This window comes from Streptomyces sp. A012304, from assembly GCF_026008495.1.
In the GTDB taxonomy this organism is placed as follows: Bacteria; Actinomycetota; Actinomycetes; order Streptomycetales; family Streptomycetaceae; genus Streptomyces.
On sequence record NZ_BQUN01000092.1, the window covers coordinates 109542 to 129466 of the forward strand.

The 19925-nt window shown below is 70.3% G+C and carries 19 protein-coding genes and 1 tRNA gene; 15 read left to right on the top strand and 5 right to left on the bottom strand.

What is annotated here, in order from left to right; genetic code table 11:
- Positions 1–10 precede the first annotated feature (10 nt).
- The gene (locus ALMP_RS19720) at positions 11–1339 is read right to left on the bottom strand and encodes a glutamine synthetase family protein (RefSeq protein WP_375803506.1); all 1329 of its coding nucleotides are present in this window, start codon (positions 1337–1339) and stop codon (positions 11–13) included.
- A 350-nt stretch (positions 1340–1689) separates the two neighbouring features.
- On the opposite strand from ALMP_RS19720, the gene ALMP_RS19725 reads away from it, so the two are divergent.
- From ALMP_RS19725 to ALMP_RS19785, 13 genes are all read left to right on the top strand, one after another.
- Complete coding sequence (locus ALMP_RS19725) at positions 1690–1878, top strand: ferredoxin (RefSeq protein ID WP_059082805.1); 189 nt, start codon at positions 1690–1692, stop codon at positions 1876–1878.
- Positions 1879–1880: 2 nt separating this feature from the next.
- On the top strand, positions 1881–3098 hold the full coding sequence (locus tag ALMP_RS19730; RefSeq protein ID WP_264930081.1) for an NAD(P)/FAD-dependent oxidoreductase: 1218 nt from the start codon (positions 1881–1883) through the stop codon (positions 3096–3098).
- A gap of 13 nt (positions 3099–3111) precedes the next feature.
- Positions 3112–3918, top strand: coding sequence for an acetoacetate decarboxylase family protein (locus ALMP_RS19735; protein WP_264930083.1), 807 nt, complete (start codon positions 3112–3114; stop codon positions 3916–3918).
- 34 nt (positions 3919–3952) lie between these two features.
- Positions 3953–5416: an aldehyde dehydrogenase gene (locus ALMP_RS19740; protein ID WP_264930085.1), complete on the top strand. Its 1464-nt coding sequence runs from the start codon at positions 3953–3955 to the stop codon at positions 5414–5416.
- A complete protein-coding gene (locus ALMP_RS19745) occupies positions 5409–6332 on the top strand; it encodes a 3,4-dihydroxyphenylacetate 2,3-dioxygenase (RefSeq protein ID WP_264930087.1) in 924 nt (307 codons plus the stop codon). The genes ALMP_RS19740 and ALMP_RS19745 overlap by 8 nt, the downstream gene beginning before the upstream one ends.
- Positions 6325–7170 carry a fumarylacetoacetate hydrolase family protein gene (locus ALMP_RS19750; protein ID WP_264930089.1) on the top strand — a complete coding sequence of 282 codons (846 nt, stop codon included), beginning with the start codon at positions 6325–6327 and terminating at the stop codon, positions 7168–7170. The genes ALMP_RS19745 and ALMP_RS19750 overlap by 8 nt, the downstream gene beginning before the upstream one ends.
- 49 nt (positions 7171–7219) lie before the next feature.
- Complete coding sequence (locus ALMP_RS19755) at positions 7220–7822, top strand: TetR/AcrR family transcriptional regulator (protein WP_264930090.1); 603 nt, start codon at positions 7220–7222, stop codon at positions 7820–7822.
- A 231-nt stretch (positions 7823–8053) separates the two neighbouring features.
- A complete protein-coding gene (locus ALMP_RS19760; protein WP_264930092.1) occupies positions 8054–9250 on the top strand; it encodes a cytochrome P450 in 1197 nt (398 codons plus the stop codon).
- 32 nt (positions 9251–9282) lie between these two features.
- On the top strand, positions 9283–9492 hold the full coding sequence (locus ALMP_RS19765) for a ferredoxin (protein WP_264930095.1): 210 nt from the start codon (positions 9283–9285) through the stop codon (positions 9490–9492).
- Between the two features lie 255 nt (positions 9493–9747).
- A complete protein-coding gene (locus ALMP_RS19770; protein ID WP_375803505.1) occupies positions 9748–11205 on the top strand; it encodes an APC family permease in 1458 nt (485 codons plus the stop codon).
- A gap of 118 nt (positions 11206–11323) precedes the next feature.
- Positions 11324–12814: an aldehyde dehydrogenase gene (locus ALMP_RS19775; RefSeq protein WP_264930100.1), complete on the top strand. Its 1491-nt coding sequence runs from the start codon at positions 11324–11326 to the stop codon at positions 12812–12814.
- The gene (locus ALMP_RS19780) at positions 12811–13533 is read left to right on the top strand and encodes a gamma-glutamyl-gamma-aminobutyrate hydrolase family protein (protein ID WP_264930102.1); all 723 of its coding nucleotides are present in this window, start codon (positions 12811–12813) and stop codon (positions 13531–13533) included. Before ALMP_RS19775 ends, ALMP_RS19780 begins: the two co-directional genes overlap by 4 nt.
- Before the next feature lie 80 nt (positions 13534–13613).
- Positions 13614–13796 carry a hypothetical protein gene (locus tag ALMP_RS19785; RefSeq protein WP_264930103.1) on the top strand — a complete coding sequence of 61 codons (183 nt, stop codon included), beginning with the start codon at positions 13614–13616 and terminating at the stop codon, positions 13794–13796.
- 87 nt (positions 13797–13883) lie between these two features.
- Here ALMP_RS19785 and ALMP_RS19790 read toward each other — a convergent pair whose 3' ends face one another.
- Genes ALMP_RS19790 through ALMP_RS19800 form a run of 3 tightly spaced genes read right to left on the bottom strand, consistent with a single transcriptional unit; the run spans position 13884 to position 16219 of the window.
- Positions 13884–14732, bottom strand: coding sequence for a bifunctional methylenetetrahydrofolate dehydrogenase/methenyltetrahydrofolate cyclohydrolase (locus ALMP_RS19790; RefSeq protein WP_264930105.1), 849 nt, complete (start codon positions 14730–14732; stop codon positions 13884–13886).
- Between the two features lie 26 nt (positions 14733–14758).
- Positions 14759–15604, bottom strand: coding sequence for a formyltetrahydrofolate deformylase (purU, locus tag ALMP_RS19795; RefSeq protein WP_264930107.1), 846 nt, complete (start codon positions 15602–15604; stop codon positions 14759–14761).
- Between the two features lie 18 nt (positions 15605–15622).
- A complete protein-coding gene (locus tag ALMP_RS19800) occupies positions 15623–16219 on the bottom strand; it encodes a glycine cleavage T C-terminal barrel domain-containing protein (protein WP_264930172.1) in 597 nt (198 codons plus the stop codon).
- A gap of 259 nt (positions 16220–16478) precedes the next feature.
- On the opposite strand from ALMP_RS19800, the gene ALMP_RS19805 reads away from it, so the two are divergent.
- Positions 16479–17096 (top strand): TetR/AcrR family transcriptional regulator, encoded by a 618-nt coding sequence (locus tag ALMP_RS19805; RefSeq protein WP_264930109.1) that lies wholly within the window; start codon positions 16479–16481, stop codon positions 17094–17096.
- A 1467-nt stretch (positions 17097–18563) separates the two neighbouring features.
- Entirely contained in the window at positions 18564–19340 is a 777-nt protein-coding gene (locus tag ALMP_RS19810; RefSeq protein ID WP_264930111.1) for a hypothetical protein, read from the top strand.
- 468 nt (positions 19341–19808) lie between these two features.
- Here ALMP_RS19810 and ALMP_RS19815 read toward each other — a convergent pair.
- Positions 19809–19882 (bottom strand) — tRNA-Thr (locus ALMP_RS19815).
- Positions 19883–19925: the final 43 nt, after the last annotated feature.

The following is a 19925-nucleotide window of genomic DNA, read 5'->3' on the forward strand; positions in this document are numbered from 1 at the left end:
CTCCCAGTCGTCACAGGTGGTAGGCGTACTCGGTGAACTCCCAGTCGGTGACGTGCCGTTGGAAGCGTTCGGTCTCGTTGCGCTTGTAGGAGAGGAAGGAGGTGGTGAAGTCCTTGCCGAGGACGTCGGTCAGTTCCGTGTCCGCTTCCAGGGCGTCCAGCGCGGCCGGCAGGCTCATGGGCAGCACGGCCGCCCTGGTGGTGTCGTAGCCGTACCCCTCCAGGGGGGCGGGGGGCTCCTCGCCGGCCAGCACCCCGAGCAGCGCGGCGGCGACCGTGCCCGCGATCAGCAGGTACGGGTTGGCGCTGGCGTCACCGAGGCGCAGCTCGAACCGGGCGCCGGAGCCGCGCTCGGGCGGGATGCGGACCATGGCGCTGCGGTTGTCCAGGCCCCAGTCGATGAGCCAGGGCGCGAGGGTGTCGGGGCCGAAGCGCTTGTAGGAGTTCACGGTCGGGTTGGCCAGTGCGGCCAGGGCCGGGGCGTGGGCGAGGACGCCGGCGACGGCGTGGCGGGCGGTGGCGGACAGCCCGTACGGCCCGGCGGGATCGTCGAAGGCGTTGCCGGCGCCTTCCTCGTCGGAGCTGTCGCAGGACAGGTGGAGGTGGAAACCGGAGCCTCCGGCGTCGTTGAACGGCTTGGCCATGAAGGTGGCGAGCTTCCCCTCCTTCCGGGCCAGCTCCTTGACCGCGGACTTGAAGCGGAAGGCGCGGTCCGCGGCGGACAGGGCGTCGGAGTGGGTGAGGTTGATCTCGAACTGGCCGCCGTCGAACTCGTGGTTTCCGCTGGTCACGCCGATGTTCATGTCCCGCAGCAGGCGCAGTGTGCGGAGCAGGTGGTTGTCGCCGTCGGCGCGCAGACCGGCTGTGTAGACGACGCCGGTCGCGCCCGAGTACCGCTTCCAGCCGCTCGGGGAGGCCGGGGCCTCCTCGCACAGGAAGTACTCGAGTTCGGGGCCGACCACCGGACGCAGGCCGTGTTCAGCGCACCGGTCGAGGACGGTGCGCAGCAGGTCACGGGGTGACTCGGGTGCGGGCAGGCCGGTGGCCGGGTCGGTGGCGTCGGCGAGGCAGGAGGCGACACCGGGCTCCCAGGGGAGGGGGACCATGCTGTCCAGGTCGGGCCGCACGGTGATGTCGGGCAGGCCGGCGTCGAGACCGCCGGAGACGGGGACCACGTCGCCCTGGGGGCTGGTGTGGTAGACGGCCCGGCAGAAGGCCAGGCCGTGGTCGCAGGCCGACGGCAGGTGGTCCAGCAGGATGTCGCGTGCGCGGTCGGTGCCGATGAGGTCGGGATAGGTCACGCGCACCACGTCGATGCCCTCGGCGGCGAGCCGCTGCATGTGCTGACGGAGGCTGGGGGTTGGGGCTGCGCTCACCGATGTCTCCTCGGGCGCTTGGGGTGTGGATGGCGAGGGGGCTCAGAAGGCCGGCAGGGGTGGGGTGGAGGCGAATTGTTTGATGTCAAACGGTAGGAGTCCCGCGGGTGCCCCGCAAGGGGCGCTGGAGAAAAAAATTATCCGCATGGATAGGTATTGACCAGGGTCAGTCGGCTTCCTATGTTGTTTGAAGCCAAATGAGTAAGGGTCCGGTCGATCGTCGGACTCTTGGCCGGGGCCCGGCCGACAGCGGTCGGGCCCCTCTTCCTCCCCTCGCCCCCGCCCCGACGCCCTCACTTCCAGGAGGACCGGCCATGAAGGTCGTCGTCGACATGAACAAGTGCCAGGACCACGGCCAGTGCGTCTTCGCCGCCCCCGATGTCTTCTCGATGGACGACAGCGGCCACCTGGCCTACGTCTCCGACCCCGACGACGCGCTGCGCGACGAGGTCGAGGAAGCCGCCGACGTGTGTCCGCTCCAGGCCATCCGTATCGAGGGCTGACCATGACGTCGAGGAGCGCACGCATCGTCGTGGCCGGCGCCTCCATGGCCGGCCTGCGCGCGGCCGAGCAACTGCGGGCCGCCGGCTGGACCGGAGCCATCACGCTCGTCGGTGACGAGCCGCACATGCCCTACAACCGGCCGCCCCTGTCCAAGGAGGTCCTGGCCGGCAAGGCACCCTTCGAGTCCCTCGCCTTCCGCCCGCGGGCGAGCGTGGCCGACGCGGAATGGCGGCTGGGCACCAAGGTCGTCGCCGCGCGGCTCGCGGAGAACATCGTCGAGTTCGGCGACGGCGAGGCGCTCTCGTACGACGGTCTGGTCGTCGCCACCGGAATGCGGCCCCGGCGCCTGCGCTGCCCCGGCCCGCTCGCCGGCCGGCACACGGTCCGCACCATCGACGACGCGCAGGGCCTGCGGCAGGCCCTCACCAGGCCCGGAGCCCGGGTGGTCGTGGTCGGAGGCGGCTTCATCGGCTGCGAGGTCGCCGCTACGGCCGTCGCTCTGGGCGCTCGCGAGGTGACCGTCGTCGACCCGCTGCCCCTGCCGATGGTCGGCCCCCTGGGCGAGCTCCTCGCCAGGGCCCTGCTGAAGCGCCACGAGGAACGCGGCGTGCGCTTCGCCCTGGGCACGGGCGTGACCGGCTTCACCGGCGACGACCACGTCACCGGCGTCGCCCTCGGCGACGGCACCGTGCTGCCCGCCGACGTGGTGGTCGAGTCGGTCGGCTCGGTCGCCAACACCGAGTGGCTGGACGGCACCGGCCTCGATCTGAGCGACGGCGTGCTCACCGACGAGCACCTGCGCGTCGGCGGACGGCCCGACGTGGTGGCCGTCGGTGACGTCGCCCGTTTCCCCAACGCCCGCTACGACGGCGTACCGCGCCGGGTGGAGCACTGGTGCATCCCCACGGACACCGCCAAGCACGCCGCGAAGACCCTCGTCGCCGGGCTGACCGGCACCGGCCACGACCTGTCCCCGTTCGCGCCGCTGCCCACCTTCTGGAGCGACCAGCACGACTTCCGCCTGCAGTCCTTCGGGGCACCGGTACTCGGCAAGAGGGACGTGCGCGTGCTGGAGGGCGACCTCGACGGTGACGTCGTCGTCGGCTACCACGCCGGTGGCCGGCTGGCCGGTGTCGTCGCCCTCGGCGGTCAGGCCGCGGCGGCCGCCGCCTCCCGATACCGCGCCGAACTGCTCCAGCAGCCCGCCCCCACCGCCTAAGGACCTTCTGATCATGACCACCGTCCGTGGATTCTTCTCCCCCAAGACGGCGAGCGGAGCCTCGTCGCTGATCCCCTCACCGCCCTGGCGGTACTCCGGGGACCTGCTCACCGTCGAGTACCGCACCGACCCGGCACGCGTGCGTGAACTGCTTCCCGAGCCACTGGAACTGGCTGACGAGGACCCGGGAGCGGTGGCGCTGATCTGGGCCGACTGGCAGTCCTGCTCGGCGTCCGGCGAGGAGCTGCTCGACCCCGTGCTCTCCCAGTACAAGGAGGCCTTCGCGGTCGTCCGCTGCACGTACCGGGGACAGACCTACTCGCGATGCGTCTACATCTGGGTCGACAAGGACTTCGCCATCGCGCGCGGGCTGCACCAGGGCTACCCGAAGAAGCTCGGCTCGATCCACCAGACCCGCCCGCACCCGTACGGCCCCGCGCCGCGCATCGAGGCGGGGGCCCGTTTCGGCGCCACGCTCGCCGCCGCCGACCGGCGCCTCGCCCACACCGTGGTCACCCTGCGCGAGCCGTCCGAGACGAACGGGTTCGTCAACGCCCACCCGATGGCCCACCACCGCTGGCTGCCCTCCATCGAGAAGGGCAAGGGCCTCGCCCTGGACGAGCTGATCGAGTCGGGCGCCGCGTCCTTCGAGGCGGGACAGGCCTGGCGCGGCGACGCCGAGCTGGAGCTGTTCGAGGCGCCCACCGAAGAACTGGCCCGCCTGGAGATCCGCGAGCCGATCGCCGCCTACTACCGCCAGGTCGGCGTCGTCTGGGACGGCGGCCGACTGCTGGAATCCGGCACCTCCGGCGCCGAGTAGCCCCCACCACCTCGTGAGACCGGAGGAACAGAGCATGAGCGCACACACCATCACCGTGGCCGGGGTCGCCGTCGACACCCGGCACTGGATCGGCGGCGAGCGCGTCGCCTCGGCACAGACGTTCCCGGACGTCTCGCCCATCGACGGCAGCACGATCGGCGAGATCTCCCGGGGCACGGCCATGGAGGCGACCGCCGCCGTGGCCGCCGCGAAGGCCGCGTTCCCCGCCTGGGCGGCCACCTCCCGCGCGGAACGCGCCCGCGTCCTGCACGCCATCGCCGACGGGGTCGAGAAGCGGATCGAAGAGCTCGCCATCGTAGAGACCACCGACAACGGGGCCCTGCTGCGCTCCCACCGCCGGGGCGTCATGCCCCGCGTCGCCCACAACTTCCGCTTCTTCGCCGACTGGCTGCTGAAGCTGGAGCACGAGGACTTCGAGACGCGCGGTCACTCCAACCACGTCAGCTGGGACCCGGCCGGCCCCTGCGTCCTGATCACCCCGTGGAACGCCCCGCTGATGCTGGCCAGCTGGAAGGTCGCGCCCGCCCTCGCCGCAGGCGACACGGTCGTCCTCAAGCCCGCCGAGTGGTCGCCGCTGACCGCCTCCCTGTTGGCCGACATCGCCGCCGAGGCCGGGCTCCCGGCAGGCGTCCTCAACGTCGTGCAGGGCTACGGCTCCGAGATCGGCGACGCGCTGACCTCGCACCCCGACGTGCGCCGGATCAGCTTCACCGGCTCGGTGCCCACCGCCAAGCGGATCGCGGAGTCGGCGGCCGCGAACCTCACGCCCCTGAGTCTCGAACTGGGCGGCAAGTCGCCGCTGCTGGTCTTCGCCGACGCGGACCTGGACCTCGCCGTCGGTCTGGCGGTGGAGCAGTACGACAACGCCGGGCAGGTGTGCCTGGCGGGCACCCGGCTGCTGGTCGAGGAGTCGGTCGCGGAGGAGTTCACGCGCCGGTTCGTCGAGAAGGCGAGCGCGCTGAAGCAGGGTGATCCGCGCGACGAGGCCACCGACGTCGGGCCGAACATCCACCCCCGCCAGCTGGAGAAGATCGACGGGTTCGTGCAGCGGGCCGTGGCCGCCGGGGCCCGTGCCGTCATCGGCGGCCACCGCGGGGACGGCCAGTACTACGCGCCCACCCTGCTCACCGATGTCGCCCAGGACTCGGAGATCGTGCAGGAGGAGGTCTTCGGCCCGGTCCTGACGCTGCAGACCTTCGCGGACGAGGACGAGGCCGTCCGGCTGGCCAACGGCACCCGCTTCGGCCTGGCCGCCACCGTCGCCACCGGCGACCCGGAGCGCGCCGAGCGCGTCACCGCACGGCTCGTCGCGGGCACGGTGTGGGTGAACTGCTTCTTCGTCCGCGACCTGCGGGCCCCCTTCGGCGGTTCCCGGCTCTCCGGCGTCGGCCGCGAGGGCGGCACCTGGAGCTTCGACTTCTACTGCGACGTCAAGAACACCGTGACCGCGCCGAACGGATGGACCAACCATGGGTGAGATCGTCGGGGCGGGCCTCCTCGCCCACGTCCCCACCATCGTGCTGCCCGAGGAGACCCGGCTGGAGCTCAACGGGGGCAAGGAGATCACCCTCGTCACGGGCCTGAACCAGCTCCGCGAGGAGGTCTTCGCGCGCGACGACTACGACACCGTCGTCGTCCTGGACTCCCACTGGGCCACCACCGTCGAGTTCGTCGTCACCGCGCAAGCCCGCCGCGCCGGCCTGTTCACCTCCGAGGAGCTGCCGCGCGGGATGTGCCGGATGCCGTACGACTTCCCCGGTGATCCCGAACTGGCGGAGAACGTCGCGAGGTTCGCCGACAAGCACGGCACGTGGATCACCGCGATCGACGACGACTACCTGCCGATCTACTACGCCACCGTCAACCTGTGGAAGTTCCTCGGGGAGGGGCTGCCGGACAAGCGGTGGGTGACCATCGGCGTCTGCCAGACCGGCGACATGGAGGACCATCTGCGGCTCGGCCGCGCCCTGGCGGACGGTATCGCCGCCACGCCGGGGCGGCGCGTACTGCTGATCGCCTCCGGTGCCCTGTCGCACACCTTCTGGCCGTTGCGCGAGCTGCGCGAGCACGAGGCCAGCGATCCGGTGCACATCTTCACGCCCGAGGCCCGCGAGGCGGACTTCGAGCGCATCGCCTGGTTCAAGGAGGGCCGTCACGACAAGGTCCTCGACACCATGGACGAGTTCTGGAAGTACAAGCCGGAGGCGAAGTTCTTCCACTACCTGATGATGGCCGGCGCCCTCGGCGAGCGCGCCTGCGTCGCCGAGGCCCGTCAGTACGGCGAGTACGAGAACTCGATCGGCACCGGCCAGGTGCACCTCTGGTTCGACCGCCCCGAGGGCGGCTGGACCGGCAGCCCGACCACGACCTCCCGGGAGACCGCCCATGCCTGAGTACCGCCGGATCCTCCTGGACGGCGCCGCCGTCCAGGTCACCGTCGACGGTGACGAACTCGTCGCCGGGGACGGCCGCCGCGTCAAGACCGAGGACGCACAGCACCTGCCCCCGGTCGTCCCCTCCAAGGTGATCGCGGTCCACCTCAACCACCGCAGCCGCGTCGACGAGTTCCGGATCGACCTCCCCGACACGCCCACCTACTTCCACAAACCGACCTCGGCCCTCAACTCCCACAAGGGCGCGATCGTCCGCCCCGAGGGCTGCAAGTGGCTCAACTACGAGGGCGAGGTCGCCATCGTCATCGGGAAGACCGCGCGGAACATCTCCCCGGCCGAGGCGGGCGAGTACATCGCCGGCTACACCATCGCCAACGACTACGGACTGCACGACTTCCGTGACACCGACGCCGGCTCCATGCTCCGCGTCAAGGGCTCCGACACCCTGTGCCCGCTCGGCCCGGGACTCGTCACCGACTGGGACTTCCACGGCAAGTCGCTGCGCACGTACGTCAACGGGCAGGTGGTGCAGGACGGTACGACCGACGAGATGAAGTGGGACATGCACTACCTCGTCGCCGACATCGCCCGCACCATCACCCTGTACCCCGGCGACGTCCTCCTGTCCGGCACCCCCGCCAACTCCCGCCCCGTCCAGCCGGGCGACGTCGTCGAGGTCGAGGTCGAGGGCCTTGGGCGGCTCACCAACCACATCGTCACCGGCCCCACCCCCGTCCGCGCCGACGTCGGCGCCCAGCCCACCGAATCGGAGGAGGTGCTGTCCACCGCGCTCGGCGGCGACTGGGAGTTCCGCGGCATCCGCCCACCGCGGCGATGACGCCCTTGCGGCGGTCTGCCGGTTGCGACGTGCGGGTAGGGTCGCGCTCATGAGCGATTCCTCCGAGAAGCCCCCGGCCAGGCCCCGCAAGCGCGTGGACTACGGGACCGGCCGTGAGGCCCTGCTCAACGCGGCCGTGCGCGTGGTGGCCCGGGGCGGGCTGCGCAAGCTCACCTATCGCGCCGTCGCGGAGGAGGCGGGTGTCACGCACGGACTCGTGGTGCACCACTTCGGATCGCGGGACGCGCTGATCGAGGCAGCCCTCGAACACGCGGTGCGCACCAGCGCGAGTACGAGCTCGCTGGAACCCGGCACGGGCGACATCGCGGACTTCGCGGCGGGACTGGCGGACATGGTCACCCGCGAGCCGGCCATGCAGACGTTCCAGTACGAGCTCATGCTCGAGTCCCGGCGCAGGCCCGAGCTGCTGCCGCAGATCCGCGCGCTGTACGACGAGTACTTCCAGGCCACGGAGAGGGAGCTGTCCCGCAGTCTGCCCGCAGGCACCAGCCCTGCCCTGACCCGGCTCGTCTTCGCCGCCCTGGAGGGTCTCGTGCTGCACCAGCTGGTCCTCGACGAGCCGGACGTCACCGAGGCCGCGCTGAAGGAGCTGCGGTCGCTGCTGACCCGGCAGCGTGGAGACGCAGAGTAGTCGCCCCTGTGGCAGTTCCTGCCATAACAGCAGGTCAGGACGAGTCCCCGTCGCAACGGCGATGGGGACTCGTCCTGTTTCCGCCGCCGTGAAGAGTCGATTACGTGGGCGCGAAGTATTGACGAAATTATCCGAGTGGATAATTCTCGCCGTGCAGGGCCACTGGTCGCCCTCCCCTCTCCCACTCCCCAGCTCCCTCCGCCTTGCGCCCGATACGAGGAGTGCCACGACATGACCGTCACCACCGCCGGACCCGCGTCCGCCACCGAGGACCTGCTGCCCTTCCGCGACCCCGGCTTCCGCGCGGACCCGTACCCGTACTACGCGCGGCTGCGGCGGGAGCACCCTGTCTACAGGCATCCGGTCGGCCTGTACGCCGTCTCCCGCTACGAGGACGTCGCCCGGCTGATCCGCAACCCCACCCTGAGCGTGCAGCAGCTCGACTTCGGGCCGGCCACCCCGATCCACCACACCATGCTGGGCAAGGACGCCCCCGACCACACGCGGCTGCGGCGGATCACCAACCGCTGGTTCACGCCCAAGGCCGTCGAGGAGTGGTCCAAGGTGATGCGCGCCTGTGTGGAGGCCGTGCTCGACGAGGTCGATAAGGGCGACGGCACCCTGGACGCGGCCGGCGGCCTCTCCCTGAAGTGCACCTTCGAGACGACCTGCCACATCTTCGGCATCGAGCCGACCGAGATGGACGCCGTCCAGCGCAAGACCTACGAGATCGGGCTGAGTCTCGGCCCCGGCGGAAACGACGAGGAGGCCCGCGCCACCACGGAGGCGTTCGCCTGGTTCGCCGAGTACATCCGCCGGCTCGTGGCCGACAAGCGAGCCCACCCCGGCGAGGGCCTGATCGACGCCTTCATCGCCGCACAGGACGAGGGCAGGATGACCGAGGAAGAAGTCGTCTACACCATCTTCCTGTTCTTCGCCGTGGGCCACCTCGACGTCAAGCACCTGATCAACCACGGCATCTGGCTGATGACGCAGCAGCCCGAGCTGTTCGCCGCATACCGGGACGAGCCGGAGGCCCGGCTGGGCATCATCAACGAGATCCTGCGGATCGACACGCCCGAGTCGATGGTGGTGCGCCTGACCACGCAGGACACGGTCATCGGCGACACCACCGTGCCGGCCGGAGAGGCGCTGGCACTGCTCATCGCCTCCGCCAACCGCGACCCCGAGGTGTTCGCCGACCCCGACACCTTCGACCACACCCGCCCGCTCGCCGCCGGCCAGCACCTGGCCTTCGGCTCCGGCATGCACGGCTGCGCCGGCCAGGTCCTGGCCCGCGCCGAGGCCGACATCGTCTTCAGCTCGATCGTCAATCGCTACTCCGGCGTCGAGCTCGCGGGCGAGCCCGCCTATGCGCACACCGAGTTCCTGCGCACGATCACGCACCTCCCCGTCCGTTTTCGCTGATCCCCCGACCCCTCCGAGAGACAGGAGCCGTCATGAAGGTCGAAGTCGACCTCAAGAAGTGCCAGGACCACGGTCAGTGCGTGTACGCGGCCCCCGACCTGTTCGGGCTGGACGACGAGGGACGCCTGTCCCTGCGGTCGCGGGCGACCGACGTCTACGTGGCCGACGTGGACGAGGGGAGCGCCGAGGAGCTGTACGAGGCCGCCGAGGTCTGTCCGCTGCAAGCCATCACGGTGCACTAGTAGACGGGACCGTGGGTCCCACCCGAGGAGTACGCGGCCGGCATCCCGGCCGTCGTCCGGTCGGTCGTCGTACGACTCGTACGCCGGGGCGCGGCCGACCGGACCGCCGCCTGAGTCACGGTCCTGTAAAGACCTCGCCTCCACAGAAGCATCTCCCCGCAACCCCTTGCCAAACGGATAGTTCCAGCTCACCATGAGGCAACTCGTTTGGCCTAAAACAAATTCCCCGCCCCCCTTCCCCGGCAGGTGATTCGAGTGGACAGTCAGACCGCGACTCCCGTGCAAACCGGTCCTGATGCATCCATGGCAGGCAGGCTCAAGCCCGATTCTCTCGGTGTCCTGGGCATTCTCTTCTTCGTTCTCTCCGCCCAGGCGCCGCTGACGGGCATCGCGGGGGCCGTGCCCATCGCCGTCGCCATCGGCAACGGCGCGGGTGCCCCTGCCGCCTACCTCGCGGCCGGCGTCGTCATCCTGCTGTTCTCCGTCGGATTCGTCGCCATGGGCCGCCATGTCGTGGACGCCGGAGCCTTCTACACCTACATCGGCAAGGGCCTGGGCCGCCCGGCCGGTTCCGGCAGCGCCGGAGTCGCCCTCTTCGCCTACTGTGCCGTCCAGGCCGCCATGTACGGGCTGTACGGCGCCACGGTGAGCGGCCTGGTCGAGCACTACTCGGGCGCCCGTGTGGCCTGGTGGGTCTGGGCGCTGGTCACCATGGTGATCGTGCAGGTCCTCGGCGCGTCGGGCATCGAGATGGGCGCCAAGATCCTCGCCGTCTTCGTCCTGGCGGAGTTCAGCATCCTGATCGTCTTCGCCCTGGTGACCCTGTTCAAGGGCGGCGGGCCCGAGGGCCTCGGCTTCACCGACAGCTTCTCGCCGTCCGCCGCGCTCACGGGCGCCCCGGGTGTGGCACTGATGTTCGCCGTGGCGTCGATGTTCGGCTTCGAGGCCACGGCCATCTACGGCGAGGAGGCCCGCGAACCCCGTAAGACCGTCCCCCGGGCCACCTACCTGTCGGTCGCGGTGATCACGGGCTTCTTCGCCTTCACCTCGTGGATGCTGATCTCGGCGCACGGCGCGTCCCGGGCGACGGGCGACGCGGGCGAGGCGCTGCAGAGCGGCGACGCGGCAGGCTTCGTCTTCGCCCCGATCGCCGCCCTGTTGGGCGGCTGGGTGGGCGATGTGCTGCCGATCCTGCTGGCCACCTCCCTCTTCGCGGGCATCCTGGCCTTCCACAACTCCGCCAACCGCTACCTGTTCTCCCTCGGCCGGGAGGGTCTGCTGCCCCACCGGCTGACCGCCATCAACCGGCGCCACTCGCCCTGGGTCGCCGGCACGGTGCAGACCGTGCTCTCCGTGCTTCTGGTGATGCCCTTCGCGATGCTCGGCAAGGACCCGGTGCTGACCCTCTTCTCCTGGTTCAGCGGGGTCGCCGTCCTCGGCGTCATGCTGTTGTACTTCCTGACCTCGGCCTCGGTCGTCGTGTTCTTCCGCCGCTCGCGCGCCGACACCCGCCCGTGGAACACGCTGATCGCCCCCGTCCTGGGCGCGCTCGGCATCGGCGGCGCCATCTGGCTCATCGTCGCGAACTTCACGACGCTCATCGGCGGTGACCGGACCACGGCCCTATGGCTCCAGGTCACCGTTCCGGCGGTGCTGATCCTCGGCGTCGTCGCCGCCCGGCTGACGCGGTCCCGGGTGGAGACCACCCACTGAACACCGCGATGCCTCACCGATACGGCCGGAGCCTGCGCCCCGGCCGTATCCGGCCTTTGCCGAACCGCGTGAGTCGTTTGCCGTCAAACGAAACGGATGAAACGGAGAGGGAGAGCGCGTGCTGAACGCCACCCATGAGGAACTGCTGCGCCGGGCCAAGGAACTCGATCTGCCCACGCAGCACCACATCGACGGCAGGAGCGAAGCCGGTGGCGGTGGATCGTTCGCCGTGATCTCCCCGCGCGACGGTCAGAGCCTGGTCCAGGTCGCCGACGGACGGGAGGCAGAGGTCGATCTCGCTGTCGCCGCGGCCCGCCGCGCCTTCGACACAGGGCCGTGGCCGCACCTGGCGCCCGCCGAGCGCGGCCGGGTCCTGCTGCGGATCGCCGAGCTGCTGGAAGAGCGACGCGAGGAACTGGCGCTGACCGTGAGCCTGGAGATGGGCAAACCGATCACGGACGCGTACGCCATCGAGCTGCGCGCCGCGATCAACACCTTCCGCTGGTACGGGCAGCTCGCCGACAAGCTCACGGACGAGTCTCCCCATACCGCACCGGACGCGCTCGCCCTGATCACCCGGGAGCCGACCGGTGTCGTCGGCGCCGTCGTGCCGTGGAACTTCCCGCTCACCTTGGCGAGCTGGAAAGTCGCTCCCGCGCTCGCCGCCGGCTGCACGGTCGTCCTGAAGCCGTCGGAGTCCTCTCCGCTGTCCGCCCTCCTGCTCGGCCGCGTCGCCACCGACGCCGGACTGCCGCCGGGCGTCCTCAACGTCGTGACCGGTGACGGGCCGGTGGCCGGCCGGGCGCTCGGCCTCCACCCCGGCGTCGATGTCCTGGCCTTCACCGGCTCCACCGCCGTCGGCCGGCACTTCCTGCGCTACGCCGCGGACTCCAACCTCAAACGCGTCTGGCTCGAACTCGGCGGCAAGTCACCGAACATCGTGCTGCCCGACGCCCCGGACCTGGAGAAGGCCGCGGCGACCGCGGCCTGGGGCATCTTCTTCAACCAGGGGGAGATGTGCACCGCCCCCTCCCGGCTGCTGGTCCACTCCTCCATAGCCGAACAGGTCACGGAGGCCGTCGTGGCGCGGGCGCGCGAGCTGCGGGTGGGCGACCCGCTCGATCCGGCCACCGAGATGGGAGCACTGGTCGGCGCCGGCCACCTCGGCAGGGTCCTGGAGCATGTCGCCTCCGGCCTGGAGGAGGGTGCCCGGCTGCGCGTGGGCGGGGGCCGGGCCCTGACCGAGACCGGCGGCAGCTACCTGCGGCCCACCGTGTTCGACCGGGTCGACCCCGGTATGCGGCTGGCCCGCGAGGAGATCTTCGGCCCGGTCCTGTCCGTCCTCGCCTTCGACGACCTCGACGAGGCGGTACGGCTCGCCAACGCCACCGAGTACGGCCTCGCCGCCGGCCTGTGGACCTCCGACCTGTCCACCGCCCACAAGGTCTCACGCGCGCTCAAGGCCGGCACGGTCTGGGTCAACTGCTACGAGGAGGGCGACCTGACCGTCCCCTTCGGCGGCATGAAGCAGTCGGGCAACGGCCGCGACAAGTCCGCGCACGCCATCGAGAAGTACACCGAACTGAAGACCACCTGGATCCAGCTGTGACCCCTGCGCACCCACGACCCCTGATCGCGATCCCGGCCCGGTTCGCCGCCACCACGTCCGCGCTCCGCTACGCCGCCGAGGTCAACGCCCGCGCGCTGGTCGAGGCGGTGTGGCGGGCCGGGGGCGAGCCGGTGAGCATCCACCCCGCCGACCCGGCCGCAGCCGATGTGGCCGACCGGCTCGCCCGCTTCGACGGCGTGCTGCTCCCGGGCGGCGGAGACCTGGCCCCGCACCGCTACGGAGCCACCGACACTCATGACAGCGTCTATGACGTCGACGACCTCCAGGACGTGTTCGACCTCGAAGTCGCCCGGCGGGCCCTGGACTCGGGCCTGCCCCTGCTCGCGATCTGCCGCGGGCTGCAGGTGGTGAACGTCGCCCTCGGCGGCAGCCTGGAACAGGACATGGGCGGCGCGGACCGCGAACACCGGCACATCGTGCACCCGGTCGCCATCCAGCGCGGCACCCTGCTCGAACAGGCCACCGGCGCCGAGAAGACGGAGGCGTCCTGCTACCACCACCAGCGAGTCGACCGCATCGGTGCCGGGCTCAAGCCCACCGCGCGGGCCGCCGACGGCACGGTGGAGGGGCTCGAACTGCCCGCACACCGGGGATGGTTCACCGCGGTGCAATGGCACCCCGAGGACACCGCGGACCAGGACCCGGCCCAGCAGGGCCTGTTCGACGCGCTGGTGCACGCCGCCCACCACAGACACTGAAAACGACATGGCTCTCTTCGGCCACGAGCGCCAGGCACCCCGCCTCGCCCCCCGAACTGGACGACGTTGCGCTGGGCCGGGTGCTGAGAGGCATCGCCGCCGCCCGGGGACCGGGACCGCAGGACCTCGCCATCACCCAGGCGGAGCGGCTCCTGCGGAACACCGGTGACGACCGGGACCGCCGCTGCCAGGAGATACGTGCACGCGATCCTTGGCACCGGGAGGCGCACCCGCAGATCAGCGACTACTGCGGTCGCGGGTAGGTGTGCGTGCGGCTCTCCGGCCGTACGGCGAGCAGGCGGCGTGGGGGCGGGACCTTGCGGCCCTGCCCCCACGCGCCGCGCCTGACGTCAGCCGCGCTCCGCCGCCTCGACGATGTTGGTCAGCAGCATGGCACGGGTCATCGGCCCCACTCCGCCGACCGGCGGCGCGAGGGTGCCCGCGACCTGCTCGACGTCCGGGTGGACGTCTCCGAGGATGCCCTCGACGGTCCGGGTGATGCCCACGGACAGGACCGTGGCGCCCGGCTTGATCCAGTCGGGCCTGACCAGATGGGCCACGCCGGCCGCGGCCACGACCACGTCGGCGGCGCGAGCGTGGGCTGCGATGTCCTGGGTGGCCTCGTGGCACAGGGTCACCGTGGCGTGCTCGGTGCCGCGGGTCAGCATCAGGCCGAGCGGGCGGCCCACGGTGAGCCCGCAGCCGATGACGCAGAACTGCTGTCCTTTGATGGGCACGCCGTTGCGCCGCAGCAGGTCGATGATGCCGCGCGGGGTGCAGGGCAGCGGCCCCGGCATGCCCAGCACGAGCCGGCCCAGGTTGGCGGGGTGGAGCCCGTCGGCGTCCTTGGCCGGGTCGATGAGCTCCAGCACGGCGTGGGTGTCGATATGGGCCGGCAGCGGCAGCTGGACGATGAAACCGGTGCAGGCCGCGTCGGCGTTGAGCTTGAGCACGGCGGCCTCGACATCGGCCTGGGTCGCCGTGCCGGGCAGTTCCAGCCGGATCGACGCGATGCCGACCTGGGCGCAGTCGCGGTGCTTGCCACGGACGTAGGAGTGGCTGGCGGGGTCGTCGCCGACGAGGATGGTGCCCAGCCCGGGGGCGATGCCCCGGCTTCTGAGCAGCTTCACCCGCTCGGCGAGTTCACGTTTGGTCTCGGCTGCCGCGGCCTTCCCGTCGAGCAGCGTCGCGGTGGTCATGTCGTACGAGCCTCTCGGTGCGGGCGTCAGGCGAAGACGACGGTGCGGGAGCCGGTGAGAACGACGCGGTCCTCCGCGTGCAGCCGGACCGCCCGAGCCAGCACGACCCGCTCGACGTCCCGGCCGATCGCGACCAGTGCGGGCGCGGTGTGACGATGACCGACGCGGACGACGTCCTGCTCGATGATCGGGCCCTCGTCCAGGTCGGCGGTGACGAAGTGGGCGGTGGCGCCGATGAGTTTGACGCCCCGGTCATGGGCCTGGTGGTAGGGCTTGGCGCCCTTGAAGCCCGGCAGGAACGAGTGGTGGATGTTGATGACTCTCCCGGACAGCTTGCGGCACAGGTCGTCGGAGAGGACCTGCATGTAGCGGGCGAGCACCACGAAGTCGACCTGGTGCTCGGCCACCAGGCGCAGCAGCTCGGCCTCCGCCTCGGGCTTGGTGTCGCGAGTGACGGGGAGATGGACGAAGGGGATGCCGTACCGTTTCGCGACCGGTTCCAGGTCGGGGTGGTTGGAGACGATCAGCGGGATGTCGACGGGCAGTTCGCCCAGGTCCCAGCGGTAGAGCAGGTCGACCAGGCAGTGATCGAACTTCGACACCATCAGCAGTACCCGGCGGCGCTGCTCCTCGGGCCGGACGGTCAGGACCGGGTCGAAACGGGCCAGCCGCAGCGTGAGTGCGTCCCGCAGGCTCTCGGTGTCGGCCTTGGGCGTCTCCAGGGACACACGGATGGTGAAGACGCCGGTGCCCGGATCGGAGAACTGGGCGCTCTCCAGGATGTTGCCCTCGGCCTCCGCGACGCCCGCGGCGAGCGCGTGGACGATGCCCGGCTGGTCGGGGCAGCGGAGCGTGAGAATGTGGCGTTGCACGTCGGGATCTCCGTCGGGTCAGGCCCGCACGCGGGCGCGCTCGGGGTCGTACACGGGTGTGGGCCGGACCGTGGCGTCGGCCTTGGAGCCGTCGGCGGCGACGGCGGTCAGCGCGGTGCCGGACTTCACGGCGTCGCGGTGCACCCGGGCCAGGCCGAGGGTGGCGCCGCCGAGGACGGGGGAAGGCAGCGCCATCGTCACGTAGCCGATGTCCCGGCCGTCCAGTTCCAGCCGGGCGCCCTCGGCGGCCTCCGGCGCGGCGTCCACGACGACGCTCACGACACGCCCGGTGACACTGTCCTTCATGGCCAGCAGCGCGTCCCGGCCCTGGAAGGGGCCCTTGTCGAAGTCCAGCGCCCAGCCCATCCGGCACTCGAACGGGGTGACCGTGTGGTCGTACTCCAGCTCCCCCATGATCATCCCGGCCTCGGTGCGGCAGGTCAGCAGGGCGATGGCACCGAAGGCCCTGATCCTCAGGTCGGCACCGGCCTCGAAGACCGCGTCCCACAGCTCCAGCGCGCGCTCCCGGGGGACCTGGATCTCGTAGCCGAGTTCGGCGGTGAACCCGAGCCGGCTGACCTGTGCGGGGATGCCCGCGATGAGGGCGTCGCGCAGGAAGGTGTAGTAGGGGTCTCGTACTCCTCGGCCGGATCACCGATGGCCAGCGGTACGGCGTTGCCGTAGATGTCGATCCACTCCTCGACCCGGTCCGCGTAGCGAGGGGCGAACGGGGTGGTGCTCAGTCCTTCGGGGACGGCCATGGGAACTCCAGCGGAAAGGGGAGACGTGCGCTGCAGCGAGAATCTATCCATATGGATAACTTGTCAACAGGATAGATTGATCTCCGTGGGACGAGCAGGCCGAGGGAGGGCGAGTGACTGCCGTGGCAGAGACGGACGGTGAGGCCGGCCAGGAGGCCCGGCCCGGTTATGGCGAAGGCCGGGCGGCCCTCCTGGAAGCGGCGGTCAGAGTGGTGGCCCGTGGCGGACTGCGGAAACTGACCTACCGCGCCGTCGCCGCCGAAGCCGGTGTCACGCACGGGCTGGTCGCCCACCACTTCGGTTCGCGCGACACGCTGCTCGAAGAGGCGCTGCGGTGGTGCGTCACACGCAGCATCGAGACGTCCTCGCTGGTGCCCGCCAGCGGAAGGCTGGAGGACTTCGCGGCGACCCTGGCCGACTTCATCACGGCCGACCCGGACATCCAGGCCTTCCAGTACGAGCTGAAGCTCGAATCCAGCCGGCGGCCGGAGCTGCGCCACCACGTCGACCTGCTCTACGACGCGTACCGCGACGCCGTCCGCGAGGCACTGGCCTGCTTCGACGTGTCGCAGGAGATGACGGAGATCGTCTTCGCGGCCCTGGACGGCCTGGTCTTCCACCAGGTCACGTCCGGCGCACCTGACCGCACCGAGAAGAGCGTCGACGCCTTGCGCCGTCTCCTCGCGGCCCATCGCGCGCAGGCGTTGCCGGGGGCGTCCGGCGGTACATGAATGAGCCGAAGCCCTCCCGCACCGACCTCGGGGGCGGCGATGACGAGCATTTCCGTAGGCGACGAACGGTGAGCCCGACAGAGCGCCGGCCGACCGCATACCGACGAACGCCCGGGCCCGAGCCAGACGTGACACCGTCACCAGGCGGTACGCGTCTCGGCCGGTCGCTCCACCGCAGCGACAGGTCTTCGACCGCCGCTGCCTGCCGGAAGCCCTCACGACCCTGTTCCGGCGCGCAGCGGCCCACGGTCACCGCGGCGGGCAGCCGGGCGGTCGCGCCCGATCGGGCACGTCTGCGGAGAAACCGGCGTCGCGTACGAGTGCGGCGATGCGAGCGGTCATCTCGCTGGAGCGCAGGCTGAGGCGCGACAGCAGCCGGTCCGCCAGGTCGAGTTCATCGTCGGCGCGGAGCGGGTCGGCATCGCGTCCTCGGGACGCTGTTGGACCACCCCGGAGACAAGGTCCGGATGAGCCGGCCCGACCAAGGCCACCCTGCGCTGATGCACCACTCCAGGCCGTCCCTTCTGGGGGGCAGATCATGCATCAGACGGGATCTTCTCGAACCGACAATCTCGGTGGTGTTGTGGCACGCGCCTGCCCCATTGTGACTGAAAGGTGAACATCATCACTCCGCGTCCCAGGTACAGCTCCACCGCATTACGTCCTGACTGGGAGGAGCTGCCCCAGCACGTCCATCACCTGGTCTCACAGCATCTGGGTGGGGAGGTGACCGCCGACCGAAGGCCGGAAGCGGGTTCACCCGCGGCTTCGCCGCCGTGGTCCACGGACCAGCCGGCACCCAGTTCGTCAAAGCGGTGAGCAGCGTGGACTCCGGCGTGATCGCTGACTGCTACACGCGAGAGGCGGAAATCAACCGGGCGCTGCCCGAGGCGGTGCCGGCCCCCGGCTGCTCTGTAGAGAGGGGCGGGACGGGTGGCTGGTGTTGGGGTTCGAGGCCGTGGAGGGCGGTCGGATGCCCTCGGAGCCGTGGCGGCTGACTGAGCTGACCGCCAGCCTGGACGCCTACGCGGCGGCGGCCGAGGTGCTCGCGGCGCCGTCGCCGTCGATGCTGCAACTTGGTCTCAAGCACGTCGAGGCCAGTGGAGACTTCGATGACTGGCGGGCCCGCGGTAATGCACTACGACCTGCGCCAGGACAATGTACTGATCGACGCACACTCAGCAGCGTGGATTTGTGACTGGAACTGGCCGATGCCGCCCTGGCCGCCCTCTCAGGCTTCTTTCTCGTCTCCGGTGCACAGCCTCCCCCGATTTCGGCTCCCCGTTTCTGCGCCGGCACCAGACGTGGATCGGCGAAGCCGCCCTGCGATGGCTTGCCGATCGACGCGGATGATCGTTCTGAACCGATTCCCTTCGGTGGTCGGACACCGCGGAAGCTCAAATGGCTGCGTGTGGCTGACCCCCGATAGACGGCGACACCCAGATCCACCGAGGACGGAGCGGCGAAATGAACACCAGCAAGCCCGACCTGCCACCGCTCGGCTGGCAGGCTCAGATCCTGCCGGAGTTGTCCCGGATCGCCGCCGGCGATGAGCGCATCCGCGCTCTTCGCACGTATGGATCCGCGAACGGCCCTGCGCTGGACGCCGACGTATGGTCCGACCTTGATCTGCTTCTGGTGGCCGAGGACCCGGCTGCCGTGGCAGAGGACTTCTGTCGGCAGGTTGAGAACTCCCTCGCCCCCGCGTTCGCTTCCCATCGCAGCGACACGGCCGACAAGTACGTCATCCGCCTCGTGCTGTTCGATCTGCGTCGTCTCGACATCGCCGTGGTGCCTCCTTCCAGCGGATACGAACCTGTACCGAGGTCCGCCCCAGCCGAGGGAGTCGAGGACACCGTGACCGGGCTGGTCAACGCATTCCGGTTCGACGCCGTGCTCGCTGCCGTCAAGGCTGCTCGCGGTGACATGCTGATCGGCGCCCACCTGACGCTCCAACTCGCCCGCCACATTCTTGTCATCGCCATGCTGATCCGTGATCGCGAGGCTGGGACCAACCACCACCGCTTCGGGGGCACCCGATGGGACGCGTGGACAGCGCGGCTGGCTTCAGTCCCCGCTCCCTACACGCGCGCCGGAATCACCGCGGCCATCCGCTACTACGCCGACGCCCTGGACGAGCTGCTATTGACCGGCTTCGGGCTCGGCCACCTCTCCGATGACCAGCCTCTACGAAATCTCCTGGACGCGATCGATGCTCGCGGCGCGACGGCACCAGATAGATGACGCTGGCACCGTCCGGCAGCGGGCGGTCTGACTGGTACGCCCCCCCACCGCCACCGGCTCCACTTCCAGGCCGCGTGTTAGCAGTACGGCGGTTGTCTCCGTGACCAACGCCTTGAACTTCACGGTGCTCTTCACATCCGACACGCGACGCAGCGTAGGAGGTAACCGCGCGCTCCCCAACCATCAGCCCTTGTCGAGTGCCTACAAGGGAGGCACCGGCGGACAGCCGTCCCGAATCACGGCCCCGCCACCACCCATGCCACTCCCGCAGCCCTCGCCAACGTCAGCTGCTCGGCCACTCCTCGGCCACCCCGTTGCGGTGGCGCTGCACCGTCTCTGTCCAAATGGCCGCCCCTTGGCCACCCCTTGCATTTGGAGGCCTTCCGAAGGTCCCCACCACCTACCGGTGAAGCGTAAAGGAAAGGAAAAAGACCCAGGTCAGATAGGATCTGACCTGGGTCTTGAAAGAGCCGCCTTCGGGATTCGAACCCGAGACCTACGCATTACGAGTGCGTTGCTCTGGCCATCTGAGCTAAGGCGGCGCGCCGTCCGCACCATGGTGCGATCAGCAACATCGGTAAGTCT